The 17,010-nt window shown below is 31.7% G+C and carries 17 protein-coding genes; 9 read left to right on the top strand and 8 right to left on the bottom strand.

Annotation, left to right across the window (positions count from 1 at the left end; genetic code table 11):
• Window positions 1–33: 33 nt before the first annotated feature.
• From NQQ59_RS00445 to NQQ59_RS00430, 4 genes are all read right to left on the bottom strand, one after another.
• Window positions 34–549, bottom strand: a complete 516-nt coding sequence (locus NQQ59_RS00445; protein WP_144212625.1) for a DinB family protein — start codon at window positions 547–549, stop codon at window positions 34–36.
• 29 nt (window positions 550–578) lie between these two features.
• Window positions 579–3,164: a phosphoenolpyruvate carboxylase gene (locus NQQ59_RS00440; RefSeq protein ID WP_144212623.1), complete on the bottom strand. Its 2,586-nt coding sequence runs from the start codon at window positions 3,162–3,164 to the stop codon at window positions 579–581.
• A gap of 91 nt (window positions 3,165–3,255) precedes the next feature.
• A complete protein-coding gene (locus NQQ59_RS00435; RefSeq protein WP_008468989.1) occupies window positions 3,256–3,735 on the bottom strand; it encodes an Lrp/AsnC family transcriptional regulator in 480 nt (159 codons plus the stop codon).
• A 77-nt stretch (window positions 3,736–3,812) separates the two neighbouring features.
• Complete coding sequence (locus NQQ59_RS00430; protein WP_144212621.1) at window positions 3,813–4,967, bottom strand: M14 family metallopeptidase; 1,155 nt, start codon at window positions 4,965–4,967, stop codon at window positions 3,813–3,815.
• A 311-nt stretch (window positions 4,968–5,278) separates the two neighbouring features.
• Between NQQ59_RS00430 and NQQ59_RS00425 the strand changes: the two genes are divergently transcribed.
• Window positions 5,279–5,725 (top strand): helix-turn-helix domain-containing protein, encoded by a 447-nt coding sequence (locus NQQ59_RS00425; RefSeq protein WP_144212619.1) that lies wholly within the window; start codon window positions 5,279–5,281, stop codon window positions 5,723–5,725.
• Between the two features lie 84 nt (window positions 5,726–5,809).
• Here NQQ59_RS00425 and NQQ59_RS00420 read toward each other — a convergent pair whose 3' ends face one another.
• Complete coding sequence (locus NQQ59_RS00420) at window positions 5,810–6,361, bottom strand: 1-acyl-sn-glycerol-3-phosphate acyltransferase (protein WP_144212617.1); 552 nt, start codon at window positions 6,359–6,361, stop codon at window positions 5,810–5,812.
• A gap of 64 nt (window positions 6,362–6,425) precedes the next feature.
• Here NQQ59_RS00420 and NQQ59_RS00415 point away from each other — a divergent pair, with 64 nt between their 5' ends.
• From NQQ59_RS00415 to NQQ59_RS00390, 6 genes are all read left to right on the top strand, one after another.
• Window positions 6,426–7,091 carry a spermidine synthase gene (locus NQQ59_RS00415; protein WP_144212615.1) on the top strand — a complete coding sequence of 222 codons (666 nt, stop codon included), beginning with the start codon at window positions 6,426–6,428 and terminating at the stop codon, window positions 7,089–7,091.
• A 4-nt stretch (window positions 7,092–7,095) separates the two neighbouring features.
• Entirely contained in the window at window positions 7,096–7,773 is a 678-nt protein-coding gene (locus tag NQQ59_RS00410) for a peptidoglycan DD-metalloendopeptidase family protein (protein ID WP_144212613.1), read from the top strand.
• A 6-nt stretch (window positions 7,774–7,779) separates the two neighbouring features.
• The gene (locus tag NQQ59_RS00405; protein ID WP_144212611.1) at window positions 7,780–8,256 is read left to right on the top strand and encodes a hypothetical protein; all 477 of its coding nucleotides are present in this window, start codon (window positions 7,780–7,782) and stop codon (window positions 8,254–8,256) included.
• Window positions 8,257–8,267: 11 nt separating this feature from the next.
• The gene (locus NQQ59_RS00400) at window positions 8,268–8,789 is read left to right on the top strand and encodes a hypothetical protein (RefSeq protein ID WP_144212609.1); all 522 of its coding nucleotides are present in this window, start codon (window positions 8,268–8,270) and stop codon (window positions 8,787–8,789) included.
• Window positions 8,790–8,836: 47 nt separating this feature from the next.
• Window positions 8,837–9,307 (top strand): nuclear transport factor 2 family protein, encoded by a 471-nt coding sequence (locus NQQ59_RS00395; RefSeq protein WP_144212607.1) that lies wholly within the window; start codon window positions 8,837–8,839, stop codon window positions 9,305–9,307.
• Window positions 9,308–9,432: 125 nt separating this feature from the next.
• Window positions 9,433–11,175 carry an APC family permease gene (locus NQQ59_RS00390; RefSeq protein WP_144212605.1) on the top strand — a complete coding sequence of 581 codons (1,743 nt, stop codon included), beginning with the start codon at window positions 9,433–9,435 and terminating at the stop codon, window positions 11,173–11,175.
• A 300-nt stretch (window positions 11,176–11,475) separates the two neighbouring features.
• On the opposite strand, the gene NQQ59_RS00385 is transcribed toward NQQ59_RS00390, so the two are convergent.
• On the bottom strand, window positions 11,476–12,963 hold the full coding sequence (locus NQQ59_RS00385) for an aminotransferase class V-fold PLP-dependent enzyme (protein ID WP_144212603.1): 1,488 nt from the start codon (window positions 12,961–12,963) through the stop codon (window positions 11,476–11,478).
• A gap of 182 nt (window positions 12,964–13,145) precedes the next feature.
• Here NQQ59_RS00385 and msrA point away from each other — a divergent pair, with 182 nt between their 5' ends.
• Together msrA and NQQ59_RS00375 are read left to right on the top strand one after the other, a co-directional pair.
• Window positions 13,146–13,679 (top strand): peptide-methionine (S)-S-oxide reductase MsrA, encoded by a 534-nt coding sequence (gene msrA / locus NQQ59_RS00380; RefSeq protein WP_144212601.1) that lies wholly within the window; start codon window positions 13,146–13,148, stop codon window positions 13,677–13,679.
• Window positions 13,680–13,856: 177 nt separating this feature from the next.
• Entirely contained in the window at window positions 13,857–15,425 is a 1,569-nt protein-coding gene (locus NQQ59_RS00375) for a protein adenylyltransferase SelO (protein WP_144212599.1), read from the top strand.
• Between the two features lie 80 nt (window positions 15,426–15,505).
• Here the strand turns inward: NQQ59_RS00375 and NQQ59_RS00370 are convergent, their stop codons facing one another.
• Window positions 15,506–16,474 carry a YpdA family putative bacillithiol disulfide reductase gene (locus NQQ59_RS00370; RefSeq protein WP_144212597.1) on the bottom strand — a complete coding sequence of 323 codons (969 nt, stop codon included), beginning with the start codon at window positions 16,472–16,474 and terminating at the stop codon, window positions 15,506–15,508.
• A gap of 1 nt (window position 16,475) precedes the next feature.
• The gene (locus NQQ59_RS00365) at window positions 16,476–16,949 is read right to left on the bottom strand and encodes a CYTH domain-containing protein (protein WP_186296538.1); all 474 of its coding nucleotides are present in this window, start codon (window positions 16,947–16,949) and stop codon (window positions 16,476–16,478) included.
• Window positions 16,950–17,010: the final 61 nt, after the last annotated feature.

Genomic DNA, 17,010 nt, shown 5'->3' with positions numbered 1-17,010 from the left:
AACTTCACAGGATTTTTTGTTTTTTTTTATCTCTTATAAATATCTTTCTTCAAAAACTTTTTGATGATGTTTCTGATGTCCGATTATGACAAAGCCTAAAGCACGAACAGAAATCTGATTCCCAGCAGCAGTTCCGATTCTTTTAAGCTGTTCATCAGATAGACTTTTGTAAAACAATAAGTTTGAATGTCTTACAGCAGAAAATTCAGTTAACAAATCCTGAATGCTTCGCGAATTTGCATCGGTATTATCTGCGTAATCACTTTCCTCAAAACCTGGCAAAGGTGTTTTGTCATTTCTTGAAAAACGTAAAGCACGATAAGCAAAAATTCTTTCTGTATCAATCACGTGCTGAATAATTTCTTTGATAGTCCACTTCCCTTCTGCGTAGCGATAGTCAAATTTATCCATCGGAATATTTTGAACAAATCGGATAAATTCATGAAGAGAAATTTCTAATTCTTCGATTAATTTTCCGTCTCCAGCTTCTTTAATGTAAGTACCAAAATGACCTGCATATTCGTTTTCTAAAACATCACTGATATTCATATTTAATGAATTTTAAATTTATAATTCGGTTAAGCTGAATTTCTACTAGCATTTGTATTTCCGAAAAGTGATCTAGTTACGATTTTCTCATAAACTTTAATCAATTCTTCGTTTTGAACTTCTTCTTTATTCAATTCATTAATTCTCAATAAAGCATATTGCTGAATTGTCAATAACGGCAATACAATGCGCTCTCTAATCTGGATTGAAGCAATACCATCAGGATAATTTTCCATCAAAGTTTTATGTCCTGCAATTTTCAAAAGCAGTCTCTTTGTTTCAGAAAATTCGTCATGAATAATATTCCAAAACTCACCAAATTCAGGATCTTTACTCATGTAAGCTGTTAATGGCAAGAATGATTTTGCCAACGACATCATGCTGTTTTCAAGTAAAGTTTTAAAGAATAATGAATTGTGGTACAAATCACTTACTTTATCCCATTGCCCATTTTCTTCAAAATGCTTTAGAGCTGAACCAACTCCAAAGAATCCAGGAACGTTTTGTTTCAACTGACTCCAAGAACCAACAAACGGAATTGCTCTTAAATCTGCAAAATCTAAAGATTCAGATTTACTTCTTTTTGATGGACGGCTTCCGATATTAGTTTTAGAGTAATATTTCAACGTACTCATTTTTTCCAAATAAGGAATAAACTTTGGATGATTCTTGAAACTTAAATATTTTTGGTATCCTAAATCTGCTAACTGATTCAGAATCTGAGTTTCATCAGCAGTTAATTCGTTTTTATCTTTACTAAAAACCTGATTGGTAACACCAGCAGTGACCAAGTTTTCAATATTATAACGGCAAGAATCTAAAGTTCCGAAATTAGAACTAATTGTTTGTCCTTGAACAGTGATTTGAATTTCTTTGTTTTCAATTTTTGGCCCTAAAGAAGCGTAGAATTTGTGTGTTTTTCCACCACCACGTGCAGGAGGTCCGCCACGTCCATCAAAGAAAATAGCTTTAATTCCATATTTTCTAGAAATTTCAGTTAATGAAATCTTAGCTTGATAAATACTCCAGTTGGCCATTAAATAACCACCATCTTTAGTTCCGTCAGAGAAACCAAGCATGATAGTTTGCTCATTTCCTCTTGATTTTAAATGCTTAGCATATTCTGGATTAGTATACAACTGTTCCATAATAGAATGTGCATTCTGTAAATCATCAACAGATTCAAAAAGCGGAATAATATCTACAGTAGGATGTTCCCAATTGTTCAAACGAATCATGGCAAAAGTCTCCATCACGTTCAAAGCACTTTCGTTATTACTAATGATGTAACGATTAGCTCCTTCTTCACCATTGTTCTGCTGAATTGTTTTAATTGCCTGAACAGATTCTAATGTAGATCTTGTGATTTCATCTTCAAAATCAGCAGGATTTAAATTTCCTTTCACTTTAGATAAAACATCAATTTTTTGATCTTCCGTTAATTCGTAGTAGTTTTTAGGAAAAATATCAGAACCAGCATTTAAGTAATAGTTCACAACATCTTTAAACACTTTGTTGTGAATTTTACTGTTTTGACGAATATCTAAAGTCGCAAAGTGAAATCCAAATAAATTGATTTTTACCAAAAGCGCTTCTAACTCATCTAAATATAAAGACTGATGTTTCTCAATTATGATTGCTCTAATTTTGTTTAATTGAGTCAATAACTCCTCTAAAGTGATAAAAATATCACCTTTAGAATAGAAAACAGAACGATAAAGTTTATGTTCAAGATCGGCTACTAAAGTGTCTACACCTGAGAAAGTTAGCTTACGTTTAAGATTTCTCATCTCAACATAGTAACACTTTAAAATCGAAGTACGTAAACGATCTGCAACTTTAAGTGTAATTTCTGTAGTAACAAAAGGATTTCCATCACGATCTCCACCTGGCCAGAAACCAAGCTTGATCAACTGATTTTGGATCTGATTTCCTTCCATAATATTCTTCTGAAGATAATGTACAATTTCTCCCGCTGTAGCGTAGAATACATTTTCTAAAAACCAAATTAAACTTACAGCTTCATCGTAAGGATTTGGTTTTTCATGTTGAATAAAAGGCGTTTTTCCTAACTGTGCCAATAATTGTTTAATCTGCAACAAATCGTTCTGACGAATTGCCTCAGTTAAATCATTGATAATTCCTAAAACCGGTCCAGGATAAAACTGAGTTGGATGTGCTGTTAAAACCGTACGAACATTGAAGTTTTCTAAAAACTCTACTAATTCGTCATCTTTTTCTTTAGCATCAGATTTTTCTTTGATATCGCGTAAAGATCCACGCCCTTCCATGTTGTTCACTTCTGGAAACGCAGCATCTTCAATAGCATCAAACAGTACAATTTGACGTTCGATATATTGAATAAATCGGAACATTAAATCGACTTTTTCAGTTTCAGAAGCGTTGTTTAAGAATTTATTAGAAAAGAATTCAAAGATTTCTTTTGGTGTTTCTTGTTTTTTAAAGCCCGTTTCGCAAGTTTCTGTAAATAAAGGAAGTAAAACTCCTGTGTTATCTATAGAATCAAAAGGTAATGTTATAAAAACACTATTATAAATGTGGTATTTTGAGAGAACGTCTTGATTAAAACGTTCAATTTTCGGCAACGTATACATAATTGTGTTATAGTTGGTTGGTTAATTAGTCATAAAAAAACCCCAAGAATAAACTTGAGGTATATTTTAATATAGCATTCAAGAAAAGTTCTTACATATTTTTGAAAATAGTATGCATCAAACGCTTCTTATCGTTTATACTTTCCTCTAAAGAGATCATAGTTTCAGTTCTGTACACACCATCGATATCATCAATCATGAAGATAACCTCTTTCGCGTGTTTAGTATCTTTTGCTCTAATTTTGCAAAAAATATTGAATTTTCCTGTAGTTACAGAAGCTACAGTAACGAATGGAATTTGGTTAATTCGCTCTAATACAAATTTTGTTTGAGACGTATTATTCAGAAATACACCCACATAAGCAATAAATGAATACCCTAATTTATCGTAATCCAAGGCTAAAGAAGATCCCATGATAATACCGGCATCCTCCATTTTTTTAACTCTAACGTGTACCGTACCAGCAGATATCAAAAGTTTTTTTGCAATGTCAGTAAACGGAACTCTCGTATTGTCTATTAACATATCTAAAATCTGGTGATCTACTTCATCTAAACGAAATTTACTCATAATTGTTTAATTAATATTACTAATTGCTATTACAAAGTATAAAATTATATATAAAAAACAACAAATTCACATAAAAATTAACTTTTTATTAATCCGTTAACAAATTTAACATTTTTATTTAAATAAAAATTTGCTTTTTGACCCACTTTTGGAAAATTTGAGAAATCATCCGAATATTCTTCGCCTTTTGCGTCATATTCATAATGTCCAAAGAAATTTTCCAATTCACCTACTTCAGCGATGTAAGCATTAAAATGAATCTTATTTTCGATTAATTCTTCTTTGTATTGAGCGACAAAATTCGTAATAATTTCGATACCATCATAATTTATTTTGACATTTTTATACATAAAATCATAAAAAACCACATTATTTTGTGAAATATTCAAATATTCACCAAATCGATTATCAACTAAATCGTTTTCGGAAATTTGTTTGAAGCTTGAAATTAACGCGAAAAAGATGTATTTACGTGTAATTTCCCTTTCGTAGTCGCCTGGGTAATGACCTGCTTCAAATAAGATTGTTGGAACTCCTAAGTATTGAAAAGTGTCTCCAATACAATTAATATTGAATGAATCATCAAAACGTCCTACTTGACCCGGAATATATTCCTGAAGTACTTTATTAATTTCTGCAATAATATTGATTGCTTTCAATCTGTTTTCATTAACCTCTCTTTCTTCATTATAAGAAGGTGCTAAAAAAGAAACTGTTGCTGGTTTTCCAGTAGTTCCTGCTCCAAATATGGTACGCTGATCATGAAGGTTGAAACAATAATGAGGTTTGAAATTCTCAAAAACATTACGTAGCACATTACTTTCAGGCTGTGTAAGATCTTGCGAATCACGATTTAAATCTATTTCATTAGCATTGGCTCTTGTGTATAATCTTGCTCCGTCTGGATTTAAAATCGGAATAGAAAGAAAGGTAAATGTCTCCAACATTCTTTTAGAAAAATCAGTTTCTCCATTTAATAAATTGATAAAATCAAATAATGCTTTCGTTGTAGTACTTTCATTTCCGTGCATTTGTGACCACAAATAAACACGAGTTGGACCAGTTCCAATTTGATAACTATATATAAGTTCACCTAAAACAGATTGCCCAACAATTTGAACCTGTCCGTTAGTATTTAGTTTATCTAAAAGAGGTTGAATATGATCTAAAGTTAGATATCTTCCTGAGATGGTTGTCTCTTTATATTGTGTAAAAAGTTGTTCTAAATTCATTGTGTTTTGATTAGTTTACAAAAGTAAACATCTTTATTTTTACAATTGTGAAACTGCAAAAGCTTTAACAATTTAATATTGTAAACAAATTTTTGAAACAGAATGATAGCTTTGTTCTTGTTTGAACTTTAAACTATTTGAAATGTTAACTTATATTTATATTTAATTGTAAATCAAATATTTAATTAATATTATTTTAATTTAAAGTTTAAGTAAAAACCAGGTTATTATTGAAGTAAAGTAATTGAAATTGTTTTACTATTTCTTTTTGTTTACATTTGTAAATAGCTGATTTTAAACTATTTTTTACAATGGTAAACATAGATGATTTTGTTAAAAGACTTGAAATCGTATTAGAGTATTATGGTTTAAATGCTTCTGCATTTGCCGATAAAATTGGAGTTCAACGTTCGAGTATGTCTCATCTTTTGTCTGGAAGAAACAAACCTAGTTTAGATTTTATATTGAAAATTCTGGAAGTTTTCCCAGAAATAGATTTGTATTGGATTTTGATTGGAAAAGGAAATTTCCCAGATCAAGATCAAAATTTTGAAAAGTTAAAATCTCCAACTCCTACTTCACTTCATCAAAACACTTCAGAAAATTTATTATCTGCCATTGATGTTGATGAAGATAAAAAAAATGAAAAAACTATTTTTCCAGAGTTCGAAAACAAGAACATAAATATTAATGATGACGAAATTGAGAAAATTGTTCTTTTTTATAAAAATGGTACTTTCAAAGCCTATTTACCATAATCCAAAAATTAGCGCATATTTGGAGATTGGTACAGAAAATTTTCAAATACGCGATTCTCACGCATTTGGAAAAATTCTCAGATTTTACAATTTTACTCCATTTTCCGGAATTTTCCCCAAAACTCCTTTATAGTGTTTCTTTAAAATTTCGAAATCTGCTTCGTAATTTCCAGTTGGGTAAAATGGTTTGCCAAGATTTACTTCTTTTTTACCCCAATCAAAAGCTACGGGAACAATTGGTACTTTCGCTTTAAGCGCAATAAAATAAAATCCAGTTTTAATTTCTTTTACTTCTTTACGAGTTCCTTCGGGGGCAACCGCAAGACGAAAGACTTCTTTACGTTCAAAAATGGCAGCAATAGAATCAACTTTATTTAAGCCACCTGAACGATCTAGAGGTTCGCCTCCCACATTTCTGAAATAATATCCAAAAGGAAATCGAAACAATTCTTTTTTTCCAACCCAATTCATTTGCAGTCCAGAAATGCCACGAGTAAAAAGTCCAATATAAAAATCATGATTACTTGTATGCGGCATTACCATCAAGATACATTTTTTTATTTCGGCATTTTTCAATCCTACTATCTTCCAGCCCATTAGCTTAAAAAATAAGAATTTGTACAATAGTTTTTTCATTAAACACTTATTATTTGGTGCAAAATAAAAGATTTAATGGTAAATTTGAGTAAAAGCATACAAAATGATTCAAAAATTTTTCAGTTATATAATCCCCATAAAAATATTTAAAAAGAAATCTGCAAGAAGCAAAACAATTGAAGTCACATGGGCAAATGGTGAATTAGTTTTAGATACTGAAAATACTAATTATTCGTATGGAAGTCTGCAACGCATATTAAGATATGGACTTCGAAATATTGGCTATGATAACATTTTAAAAATGGATCATATTTTATTACTGGGTGTCGCTGGTGGAAGTGTCGTAAAAACCTTGGTTGACGAAATTCAATATAAAGAGAAAATTACAGGAGTAGAAATCGATCCTGAAATGATTCAGATAGCCAATCAATATTTTAATCTCAATCAAATTAAGCAATTAGAAGTTGTTATTGATGATGCATTTGAATTTGTTTTAAAAACTAAAGACAAATACAATCTTATTATTGTTGATATTTTTGAAGATACCAATATGCCGAACTTTTTGTTTGAAAAGTTTTTTCTGGATAGAATTTGTACCTTATTAAAAGAAGATGGATTTATCTTGTTCAATACCATGATTTTGGATGAAGCACATAACGTAAGAAATCGAAAATATATTTCTGAAGTAAATACTGAATTGTTTACTAGTAAAATGCTGCCTCGTATAGAAGTACACAATGAAATAATAATTATTAAAAAAGTTGCCTGATTTTATGAAGCCCCTCACCTCAATATTAAATGCCTTACCACCTACCAAAATAATTGATGAAACAATTCCTGTTTCAGAATATACGCCGTTGAATTTATCGGTTTCAAATGAGGAATTAGTGGCTCAAAAACTTGATACCTCACAAGATTTCGAAAAATATATTTTTAGTTATCTTAAAAGGAATAAAGCCAAAGTTGCTTTTGGAGGTTACATTGAAGGTCGTTCCTTATACCAAAGAAGCACCATTTTTTTTAATGAATCAAAACCGGAGCGTAATATTCATATTGGTTTAGATTTATGGACAAAAGCTGGAACAACTGTTCTTGCTGCTTTAGATGGTAAAGTTCATAGTTTTAAAAATAATATTGGTTTAGGCGATTATGGTCCAACGATAATATTGGAACATGAAGTCGAAAAAGAAAAATTTTATACTTTATATGGACATTTGTCGTTAGAAAGTATAGAAAACTTAAAGATCGGAGACAAATTTAGAAAGGGAGATAAGATTGCTGTCCTTGGAAATGCCTCAGTAAATGGAGATTATGCGCCTCATGTCCATTTTCAAATTATTCATAAAATTGATGACTATTGGGGAGATTATCCAGGTGTCTGCAATGCAAAAGACTTAAACTTTTATATAGAAAATTGCCCCGATCCTAACTTATTATTAAAAATTACTTAAATAGTTATGAAGAAAGCAGGATTGATTATATGTTTGTTATTATTAATTGGATGTAAATCGAAAACAGTAAGCAGAGATACGGAAGATTTAAAAATAAAGAAAATCACGACGACCGAAATAAATTCAAGTCAACAGCAAAAAGCTTATGATTTAGGAAAAAGAGTTTTGCTTACTTGTAATACTTCAAAATTTAAACCTTTTAATGAAACTGAAGTAACTAAATCGGTAATGGAAAATACTACCGAGGAGCGTTTAACCAAGACCTGTCAAAGGTTTAGACAATATTACGGAAGTTTTATAGATTTAAAATTGGATGGCGTTTACAAAACAAAGCATGAAGTAATTTACCGTTATCATGCTTTATACACCAAGAAAGTCGCAAACAAAGAATTACGAATTTTTGTAAATGATGAAAATCTCATTTCTGCCATAAAATCAATGGATTGGGATGAAAAGTTTGATACTAAACTTACGAATCAATAAATAAAAAAAATATGAATTTAAAATTATCATTTCTTATCCTATTGTTTATCTCGACTTTTGCAAATGCACAGCAAACTATAACAGTAAAAGGCTCTAGCTTTCCAGCAACGCAAGAGTATACTTTTATCTGCGAAAAATATGCATTTACAGGTGAAGCCAAAATTCAGATTGCCAAAACAGATAAGGGAGGTATTTTAAAAATAAGTATTGCAACTTCAAATGATAAGGCTAGAATTGCTGGCGGACTTTACGTTGACCTGACAAATGCTGATGTTATTGCCTGTACAGACAAAAATGTAAAAGAATCTGCAGATGGCACAACAACTTCATATTATTACTTTACTCCTGCAGAATGGTTGAAATTGAAGAAAACTGACATTTACGCAGTTCGATTTATAATCGCTGGAGGTCCAGATACTTTTGGAAACCAAACGGGATATTTTACTGCTTATAGTAAAATGAACTATTTTTCTACAGCATTTGATAAATCAAAAAAAACATTTGATACAGCAAAAGAAATTAGTGTTTTGTGATGTTTATTTAGTCGAATAAATCTTATATTTAACATTAAAAATTTCCTATGAATCCTAACGAATCCCTAATAACAAAATTTTATACTGCTTTTGCCAACGCCGATGCCAAGACGATGAGTGAATGTTATCATCCAAAAGTTCATTTTATTGATCCTGCTTTTGGTTTACTTAAAGGAGAGCAAGTTTCAAAAATGTGGGAAATGCTCTTGTCAAAAAGCAAAGGAAACTTAAAAATAGAATTTTCTAACGTAAAAGCAGACGATTCTACGGGATCTGCAAATTGGATTGCTACTTATAATTTTAGTAAAACAAATAGAAAAGTCGTTAATAAAATTAGAGCTGAATTTGTTTTTCAAGACGGATTAATTATTAAACATACTGACGGTTTTGATGTATGGAAGTGGTCTAAACAAGCTTTTGGAGTAACTGGTTATTTGCTTGGTTGGACAGGTTTTTTCCAGAATAAAGTTCAAAAACAGGCTTTATTATCATTGCAAAAGTTTCAAGAATCTAAATAATATACCTAAATTAGAAATCTACATAACACTTTTAAGCGGGTTTCAATTTAAATATCTGCCTTTTAACTGATTGTAATTATTTGTTACTTATTGTTTTGTACTAAAAGTGTTAATCTCAACTACTGATGAAAGAAATTGTACACAAAAAATTAAATCAATTACAGGCAACTGCAATTTGTGGAAACGATATTAGCTCTTCTTGTCTTTATGTTTCTGCTTTAACCATATTATATGCAGGACAATATGCATGGATTTCACTTTTAATTGTTGCTGTAGTATTATTTCTCTTTAGAAAAATTTATGGTGAAGTTGTTGGGGCAATTCCTTTAAATGGCGGAGCTTACAATGTTTTATTGAATACTTCTACGAAAAGATTGGCTTCTTTAGCAGCGACTCTTACCGTTTTGTCCTATATGGCGACAGCTGTTATTTCAGCTTCCGAAGGAATGCACTATTTACATGGTATTTTTCATGGATTAAACGTTACGATTGCAACTGTTGTGGTCTTAATATTATTTACAGGATTGGCGATTTTAGGAATTGGAGAATCAGCATTTGTTGCTGTAATAATTTTTCTAACGCATATTGGAACTCTAAGTTTGTTAGTATTAGCTTCAATTTGGTTTGTGTTAACGCATGGTTTAGAAACTTTTCATATCAATTGGCATACACCTATAGCTTATGAAAGCATTAAAACAGCACTTTTTCTTGGATTTTCTGCAGCAATGCTCGGAATTTCAGGTTTTGAAAGTTCTGCCAATTTTGTTGAAGAACAAGAACATGGTGTTTTTCCGAAAACACTTAGAAACATGTGGGGTATTGTTAGTTTCTTTAATCCTGTTATTGCTATTTTATTAATAAGTGTAATTCCTCTTACAGAAGTTGGAGAAAACAAAGAATCACTTTTAGCTCATTTAGGGCAAACTACTGGAGGTTCATGGTTGGCTTGGCTTATTTCCATCGATGCCGTTATGGTGCTCTGTGGAGCAGTTTTGACATCATTTGTTGGTGTCTCAGGACTTTTAAACCGAATGACATTAGATCGAATTCTACCTAATTTTTTCTTGAAGCAAAATAGCAGAGGCTCGCATTATAGAATTGTAATCAGCTTTTTAGTGCTTTGTATTTCAGTACTTTTTGCTACAAACGGACATTTAGAATCTTTGGCTGGAGTTTATACTTTTTCATTTTTAGCTGTAATGGCTTTATTCGGAATTGGAAATTTGCTTTTAAAATACAAACGCAAAAAGTTACCAAGACCAGAACGCGCCAGAGGAATTGCCGTTGTTGCTGCAGTTCTTTTTGTCATAGCTGCTTTCATTGGGAATATGGAATTGAACATCAATTCATTCTATACATTTCTTCAATATATGGTTCCAGCTTTGATCTTCATCGGAATCATGTTAAATCGCGTTATTCTAATTCGTTTGCTAATCGAAGCTTTAGAATATTTCTATCAGCCACTCAGAAAAATGGTGATCATCAGCAATCGTTATTTGCAAAACATGAGTACTCAGATCAATTCGCAGGAATTTGTCTTTTTTACAAAAGGAGATGATATCACTATTCTAAACAAAGTTTTACAATACGTAGAAGATAACGAAACAACCAAAAAACTTAAAATTGTTCATGTCAAAAACGATTCAACAAATAACGAAGCCCTCAAAAAAGATCTAGAAGTTTTAGATCGGGCTTACGACGGACTTGATATTGAATATCTAGAAATAGAAGGAACTTTTGGTCCAGAAATAATCGATGAACTTTCTCAAAAATGGAAGATTCCAAAAAACTTTATGTTCATTGGTTCACCTGGAAACAAATTTTCTTACCGAGTTTCAGATCTTGGTGGAGTACGATTGATTATGTAATTTTTTAAAAGCAGAAATATTCGTTTTTTCAAGAAGTGAAGTCCCGCTATAAATTTCAATCTTTTATGGTGAACCCCACCATAAAAGGATTTCCATTTCTATCGGGGCTAAAAAAGAACAAATCATTTTCATAAGAAAACATAAATAACAAAAAAAATAAACCCGACAGGTTTTAGAAGCCTGTCGGGTTTAATATTTTTAATAGGGAGCAAAAAGTAAGCTTTGTAATCCCTTTAAAGACTCCTAATAATAAAGCTTAAAAACTCTACGAAAATCCTTAGTGTTCTTTGAGTAAAAAAACTAAGATTTAAACCAGCCTTCAACTAATTCATCTTCGAAAGAAGTTGCATTTTTATGAATAAACTCATTTCTGTTTTTATCATAAGAATAATCAAGTCCCCAAGATTCGTGATTTGCAGCTAGTTCTTTAATACTTTTACAAACAAAAGCAATCTCTTCGTCTGTAGTCGTTGGGTGAATTGACATTCTAATCCATCCTGGTTTTTTGATTAAATCACCAATTGTTATTTCATTTACCAGTTTGTTAGACGTTTCCTGATCAACATGTAATAAATAGTGACCGTATGTTCCTGCGCAACTACATCCTCCTCTAGTTTGGATTCCGAAACGATCATTTAGAATTTTTACTCCTAGGTTAAAATGAAGATCGTCAATAAAAAACGAAATTACACCAAGACGTTCTTTATGTTGTCCAGCCAAAATTTTAATATTCGAAACGGGCTCTAATTCACTAAAAACATAATCAACGATTTCATGTTCGCGCTGCATGATGTTTTCAATTCCCATTTCTTCTTTCAACTCAATTGCAAGAGCTGTTTTTATTACCTGAAGAAAACCTGGAGTTCCACCATCTTCACGATCTTCGATATTATCAATATATTTATGTTCTCCCCAAGGATTTGTCCAACTTACAGTTCCGCCACCAGGACAATCAGGAATCATATTGTTGTATAATTTTTTATTAAAAATTAAAACACCAGAAGTTCCAGGTCCGCCTAAGAATTTATGAGGAGACATGAATACGGCATCTAAATACGCTTCTGGATCAGCAGGATGCATGTCAACTTCTACATAAGGTCCAGAACAAGCGAAATCAACAAAACAAACACCATTGTACTGGTGCATTAATTTTGCAGCTGCATGAAAAGGAGTTCTTAATCCTGTAACATTTGAACAAGCAGTAATAGAAGCAATTTTTATAGTTCTGTCATTGTATTTTTCTAGTAAAGCTTCTAAATTTTCTAAATTGAAAAGACCTTTTTCGCAAGACGGAATAATTTCAACATCTGCAATGGTCTCCAACCAAGAAGTCTGATTAGAATGATGCTCCATGTGTGAAATAAAAACAATAGGTTTCTTTTCTGCTGGAACATTCGTGAAGTTTTTCAAGTTTTCAGGAATTTTCAAACCTAAAATACGTTGGAATTTATTAATAACTCCAGTCATTCCAGTTCCATCTGTAATCAAAACATCGTCATGGTTTGCATTGGCATGACGTTTAATAATATGTCTGGCGTGATGATAAGCTTTTGTCATAGCAGTACCAGAAACAGTAGTTTCAGTATGCGTATTGGCTACAAAAGGACCAAATTCATTTAATAATTTTTCCTCAATCGGACGATATAATCTTCCGCTGGCAGTCCAGTCAGTGTAAATAATAGATTTTCTGCCATAAGGTGACGTAAATTCCTGATTTATACCGACAATATTTTGTCTAAACTCTTGAAAATAAGTTTCTAGGGTGATGGTACTATTTTTGCTATTCATTGGTTGTGTCTTGTGTTTGAATGCAAATATATCGTTTTTTTATAAAATTGCGAATTTATCAATACTAAACTTCAAACATTACATTCCTATTGGGTATCTTTAGTTAAAAGAACTTTTTTTTAATAAATTATCATAATATCCTATCGAATTAATAGACAATAAACTAATAGAAAGTATTATTTATGGGAAATTTATCAGTAGCTACCTTTGGTGGCGGTTGTTTTTGGTGTATCGAAGCTGTAATTCAGCGTTTAAAAGGTGTAGAATCCATAAAATCAGGTTACTCAGACGGATTTATTAAAAATCCTGCATATAGAGAAGTTTGTACCGGAAGAACGGGACATGCAGAAGTTATTCAAGTGACTTTTAATCCTGACATAATTTCATATCATGACTTAATATTTATATTCATGACAAGTCATGATCCAACAACTTTAAATCGTCAAGGAGGTGATAGTGGAACTCAATATCGTTCTATTGTTTTGTATCATGATGATGAACAAAAAGAAATTGCAGAAAAAGTATTTGAAGAAGTTCAGCCTGCTTATGCCGATCCGATTGTAACGCAATTGAAACCTTTTGAGGTGTTTTACGAAGCTGAAGATTATCATCAAAATTATTATAATGAAAATCAAGAAGCTGGATATTGCCAAGTGGTAATTGATCCTAAAATTCAAAAACTTAAAAAAATGTACGCTGACATGTTAGTGGATTAATTTTTTAGGTTAACCAAAGATTAAATGGATTAAAAAGATTATCTGTTAGTCTTTTGACACGAATTACATCAATTTACTCGATTTTTTTCGGTTGAATTTTAAACAATTAGTGAAATTTGTGTAATTCGTAGCTGAAAATAATTCTTAATCTGTGGCAAAAAAAGAAAGAAATTTAAAATGAAAAATTTAAAAATAAACAATCGATTTACAGCCGAACTACCAGCAGATCCTGATTTAACTAATGAAGTTCGTCAGGTCAAAAACACCTTGTTTTCGTATGTAAATCCAACAAAACCTTCAGATCCTAAACTGATTCATGCTTCTGATGAAGTTGCAGCATTAGTTGGAATTTCAAAAGAAGAAATTCAATCAGAAGAATTTGTAAACGTTTTTTCTGGAAAAGAGATTCTTCCAGAAACGCAACCTTATGCCATGTGTTATGCCGGACATCAATTTGGAAACTGGGCAGGACAATTAGGTGATGGACGAGCTATTAATTTAACTGAAGTTGAAAACAATAATCAGTTTTATACGCTTCAATTAAAAGGTGCAGGAAAAACACCTTATTCAAGAACTGCAGATGGTTTGGCTGTTTTACGTTCGTCTATAAGAGAATATCTTTGTGCAGAAGCTATGCATTATTTGGGAGTTCCCACTACCCGATCACTTTCATTGATTCTTTCTGGAGATCAGGTTTTGCGAGATATTTTATATAATGGAAATCCAGCATATGAAAAAGGCGCTGTGGTGTGCCGTGTGGCTCCTTCTTTTATTCGTTTTGGAAGTTATGAAATGCTGGCCGCAAGAAATGAACTTAAAAATCTAAAACAGTTTGTAGAATATACCATCAAACATTATTTTCCTGAAATTAAAGGAGAACCTAAAGAACAATATATCCAGTTCTTTCAGAAGGTTGCAGATACGACACGAGAAATGATTTTGCATTGGCAAAGGGTCGGATTTGTACATGGTGTCATGAATACAGATAATATGTCAATTCACGGAATTACGATTGATTACGGTCCGTATGGTTGGTTAGAAAACTATGATCCGAACTGGACACCAAATACTACTGACAGTCAAAACAGAAGATATCGTTTCGGAAATCAGCCTCAAGTGGCGCAATGGAATTTATTTCAATTGGCCAATGCGCTTTATCCTTTGGTTAATGAAGCTGCTCCTTTGGAGAAGATATTAGACTCTTTTATTACTGAGCTTGAAGAAGGATATAAAAATATGTCTTTAAGTAAATTAGGGATATTTACTTCAAGTGATACTGATGATAAAATTGTGAAAGGTCTTGAAGAAATTTTACAATTATCAGAAACTGATATGACGATATTCTTTAGAAATTTAAGTCAAATCAAAAAAGAAGATTCAGTCGAACAAGCATTCGAAAAGATTGAATACGCTTTCTATATACCAGAAGAAATAAAAGGAAACATTCTGGATGCATGGCAAAAATGGCTTGCAGTTTATTTGAAGCGATTAAATTTTGAAGAGTTATCAGATGAAGAACGTTCCCTTAAAATGAACTTGACAAACCCAAAGTATGTACTTCGAAATTATATGGCACAATTAGCCATCGATAAAGCCGATAAAGGAGATTATACTTTAGTTGATGAATTGTTTCAACTTTTGAAGAATCCTTACGACGAACAACCGGAATCTGAAAGATGGTTCGCCAAACGTCCTGACTGGGCAAGATCTAAAGTAGGTTGTTCTATGCTTTCTTGTAGCTCTTAAAAAGTATTTTTTGCCACGAATTTCACGAATTGACACTAATTTTATTTGTTGAAATTAGTGAAATTCGTGGCTTATCAATATTACTTCGAAATGTGATCTACTATTAAATTAGCATGAACTCTTGAGTTTTCAATAAACCATTTATGAGTTTGCATTCCGCCGCAGACTACACCCGCAAGAAATAATCCTTCTACATTGGTTTTCATAGTTTCTGGATTGTAAACTGGAATTTTTAACTCGTCATTAGAAAGCTCAATTCCCATTTTTTCTAAGAAATTCAAATCTGGTTTATAACCTGTCAAGGCCAAAACAAAATCATTTTCAATGGTAATTTTTCCGTTTGGAGTTTGTATTTCTACTTCATTCTCTCGAATTTCAGTAATATTCGATTCAAAATAAGCTGTGATACTTCCTTCAGCGATACGATTTTCAATATCTGGTTTTACCCAATATTTTACACGGTTATTGATTTCATTTTTACGAATCACCATAGTTACATCGGCTCCTTTTCTCCAGCATTCCAAAGCAGCATCAACAGAAGAATTATTGGCTCCTACAACCAAAACTTTTCTAAAAGCATATTCATGCGCTTCTTTATAGTAGTGACGTACTTTTGGTAAACCTTCACCAGAAATATTCATCTCAATCGGAATATCATAAAATCCTGTAGCGATCACTACATTTGTTGCTTGATATTCAGATTTGTCTGTTTTAATCTGAAAAACATTCTTACTGTTTTTTTGAACATCTAGAACTCTTTCAAATAAATTAATATTGAATTTAAAGTAGCGATGAATATTTCTATAATATTCTAAAGCTTCTTGGCGCCCTGGTTTTGGTGCTAAACAATTAAAAGGGATTTCGCCAATTTCTAATCTTTCGGCAGTTGAAAAAAAAGTCATATAGAGTGGATAGTTGAAAATACTATTCACTATTGCTCCTTTTTCTATAATTAAATATTTTAGTTTTTTCTTTTCGGCTTCAATGGCGCAGGCAAGACCAATTGGTCCTCCACCTACTATTATTAGGTCGTATACTGTTTCTGTCATTTTATTTTTGCCAGTCTTTAAAAGGATTTTTACTTAAATAGGCGTTGTAATATCTTTCGTCATTTGTCACTTCTTCTCCAAGCCAATTCGGTTTTTCAAAAGTTTCTGTTTCCGAATTCAGCTCAATTTCAGCCATTATTAAGCCTTCATTTTCTCCGTAAAACTCGTCAACTTCATATACATGAATTCCTGATTGTATTTCATATCGGGTCTTTTCAATTTTACCTTTTTCACATAATTTCAAAAGTTCAATTGCTTCTTCTAACGGAATTTGATTTTCCCATTCAAAGCGAGACATACCACCACTCTGACTTATTCCTTTTATAGTTATAAATCCTTTATCGCCTTTAATTCTGACTCTTACAGTTCGTTCTGGAGCAGAACTCAAATATCCTTGAGCAATTTTATTTTGAGTAAAAGCTTGATTTTTGAAGTCGTCAGATTTTACAAGAAATTTTCTTTCTATTTCGACCATTATAATTCTAAATTATTTTTTTATGCAAGTTACTCATTTTAATCAAGCCTTCGAAAATTTA

Source organism: Flavobacterium panacis (assembly GCF_024649945.1).
Classification (GTDB): domain Bacteria; phylum Bacteroidota; class Bacteroidia; order Flavobacteriales; family Flavobacteriaceae; genus Flavobacterium; species Flavobacterium panacis.
Note: the sequence above shows the minus strand (reverse complement) of the source record. Positions and strands in the feature narration are given on the sequence as shown.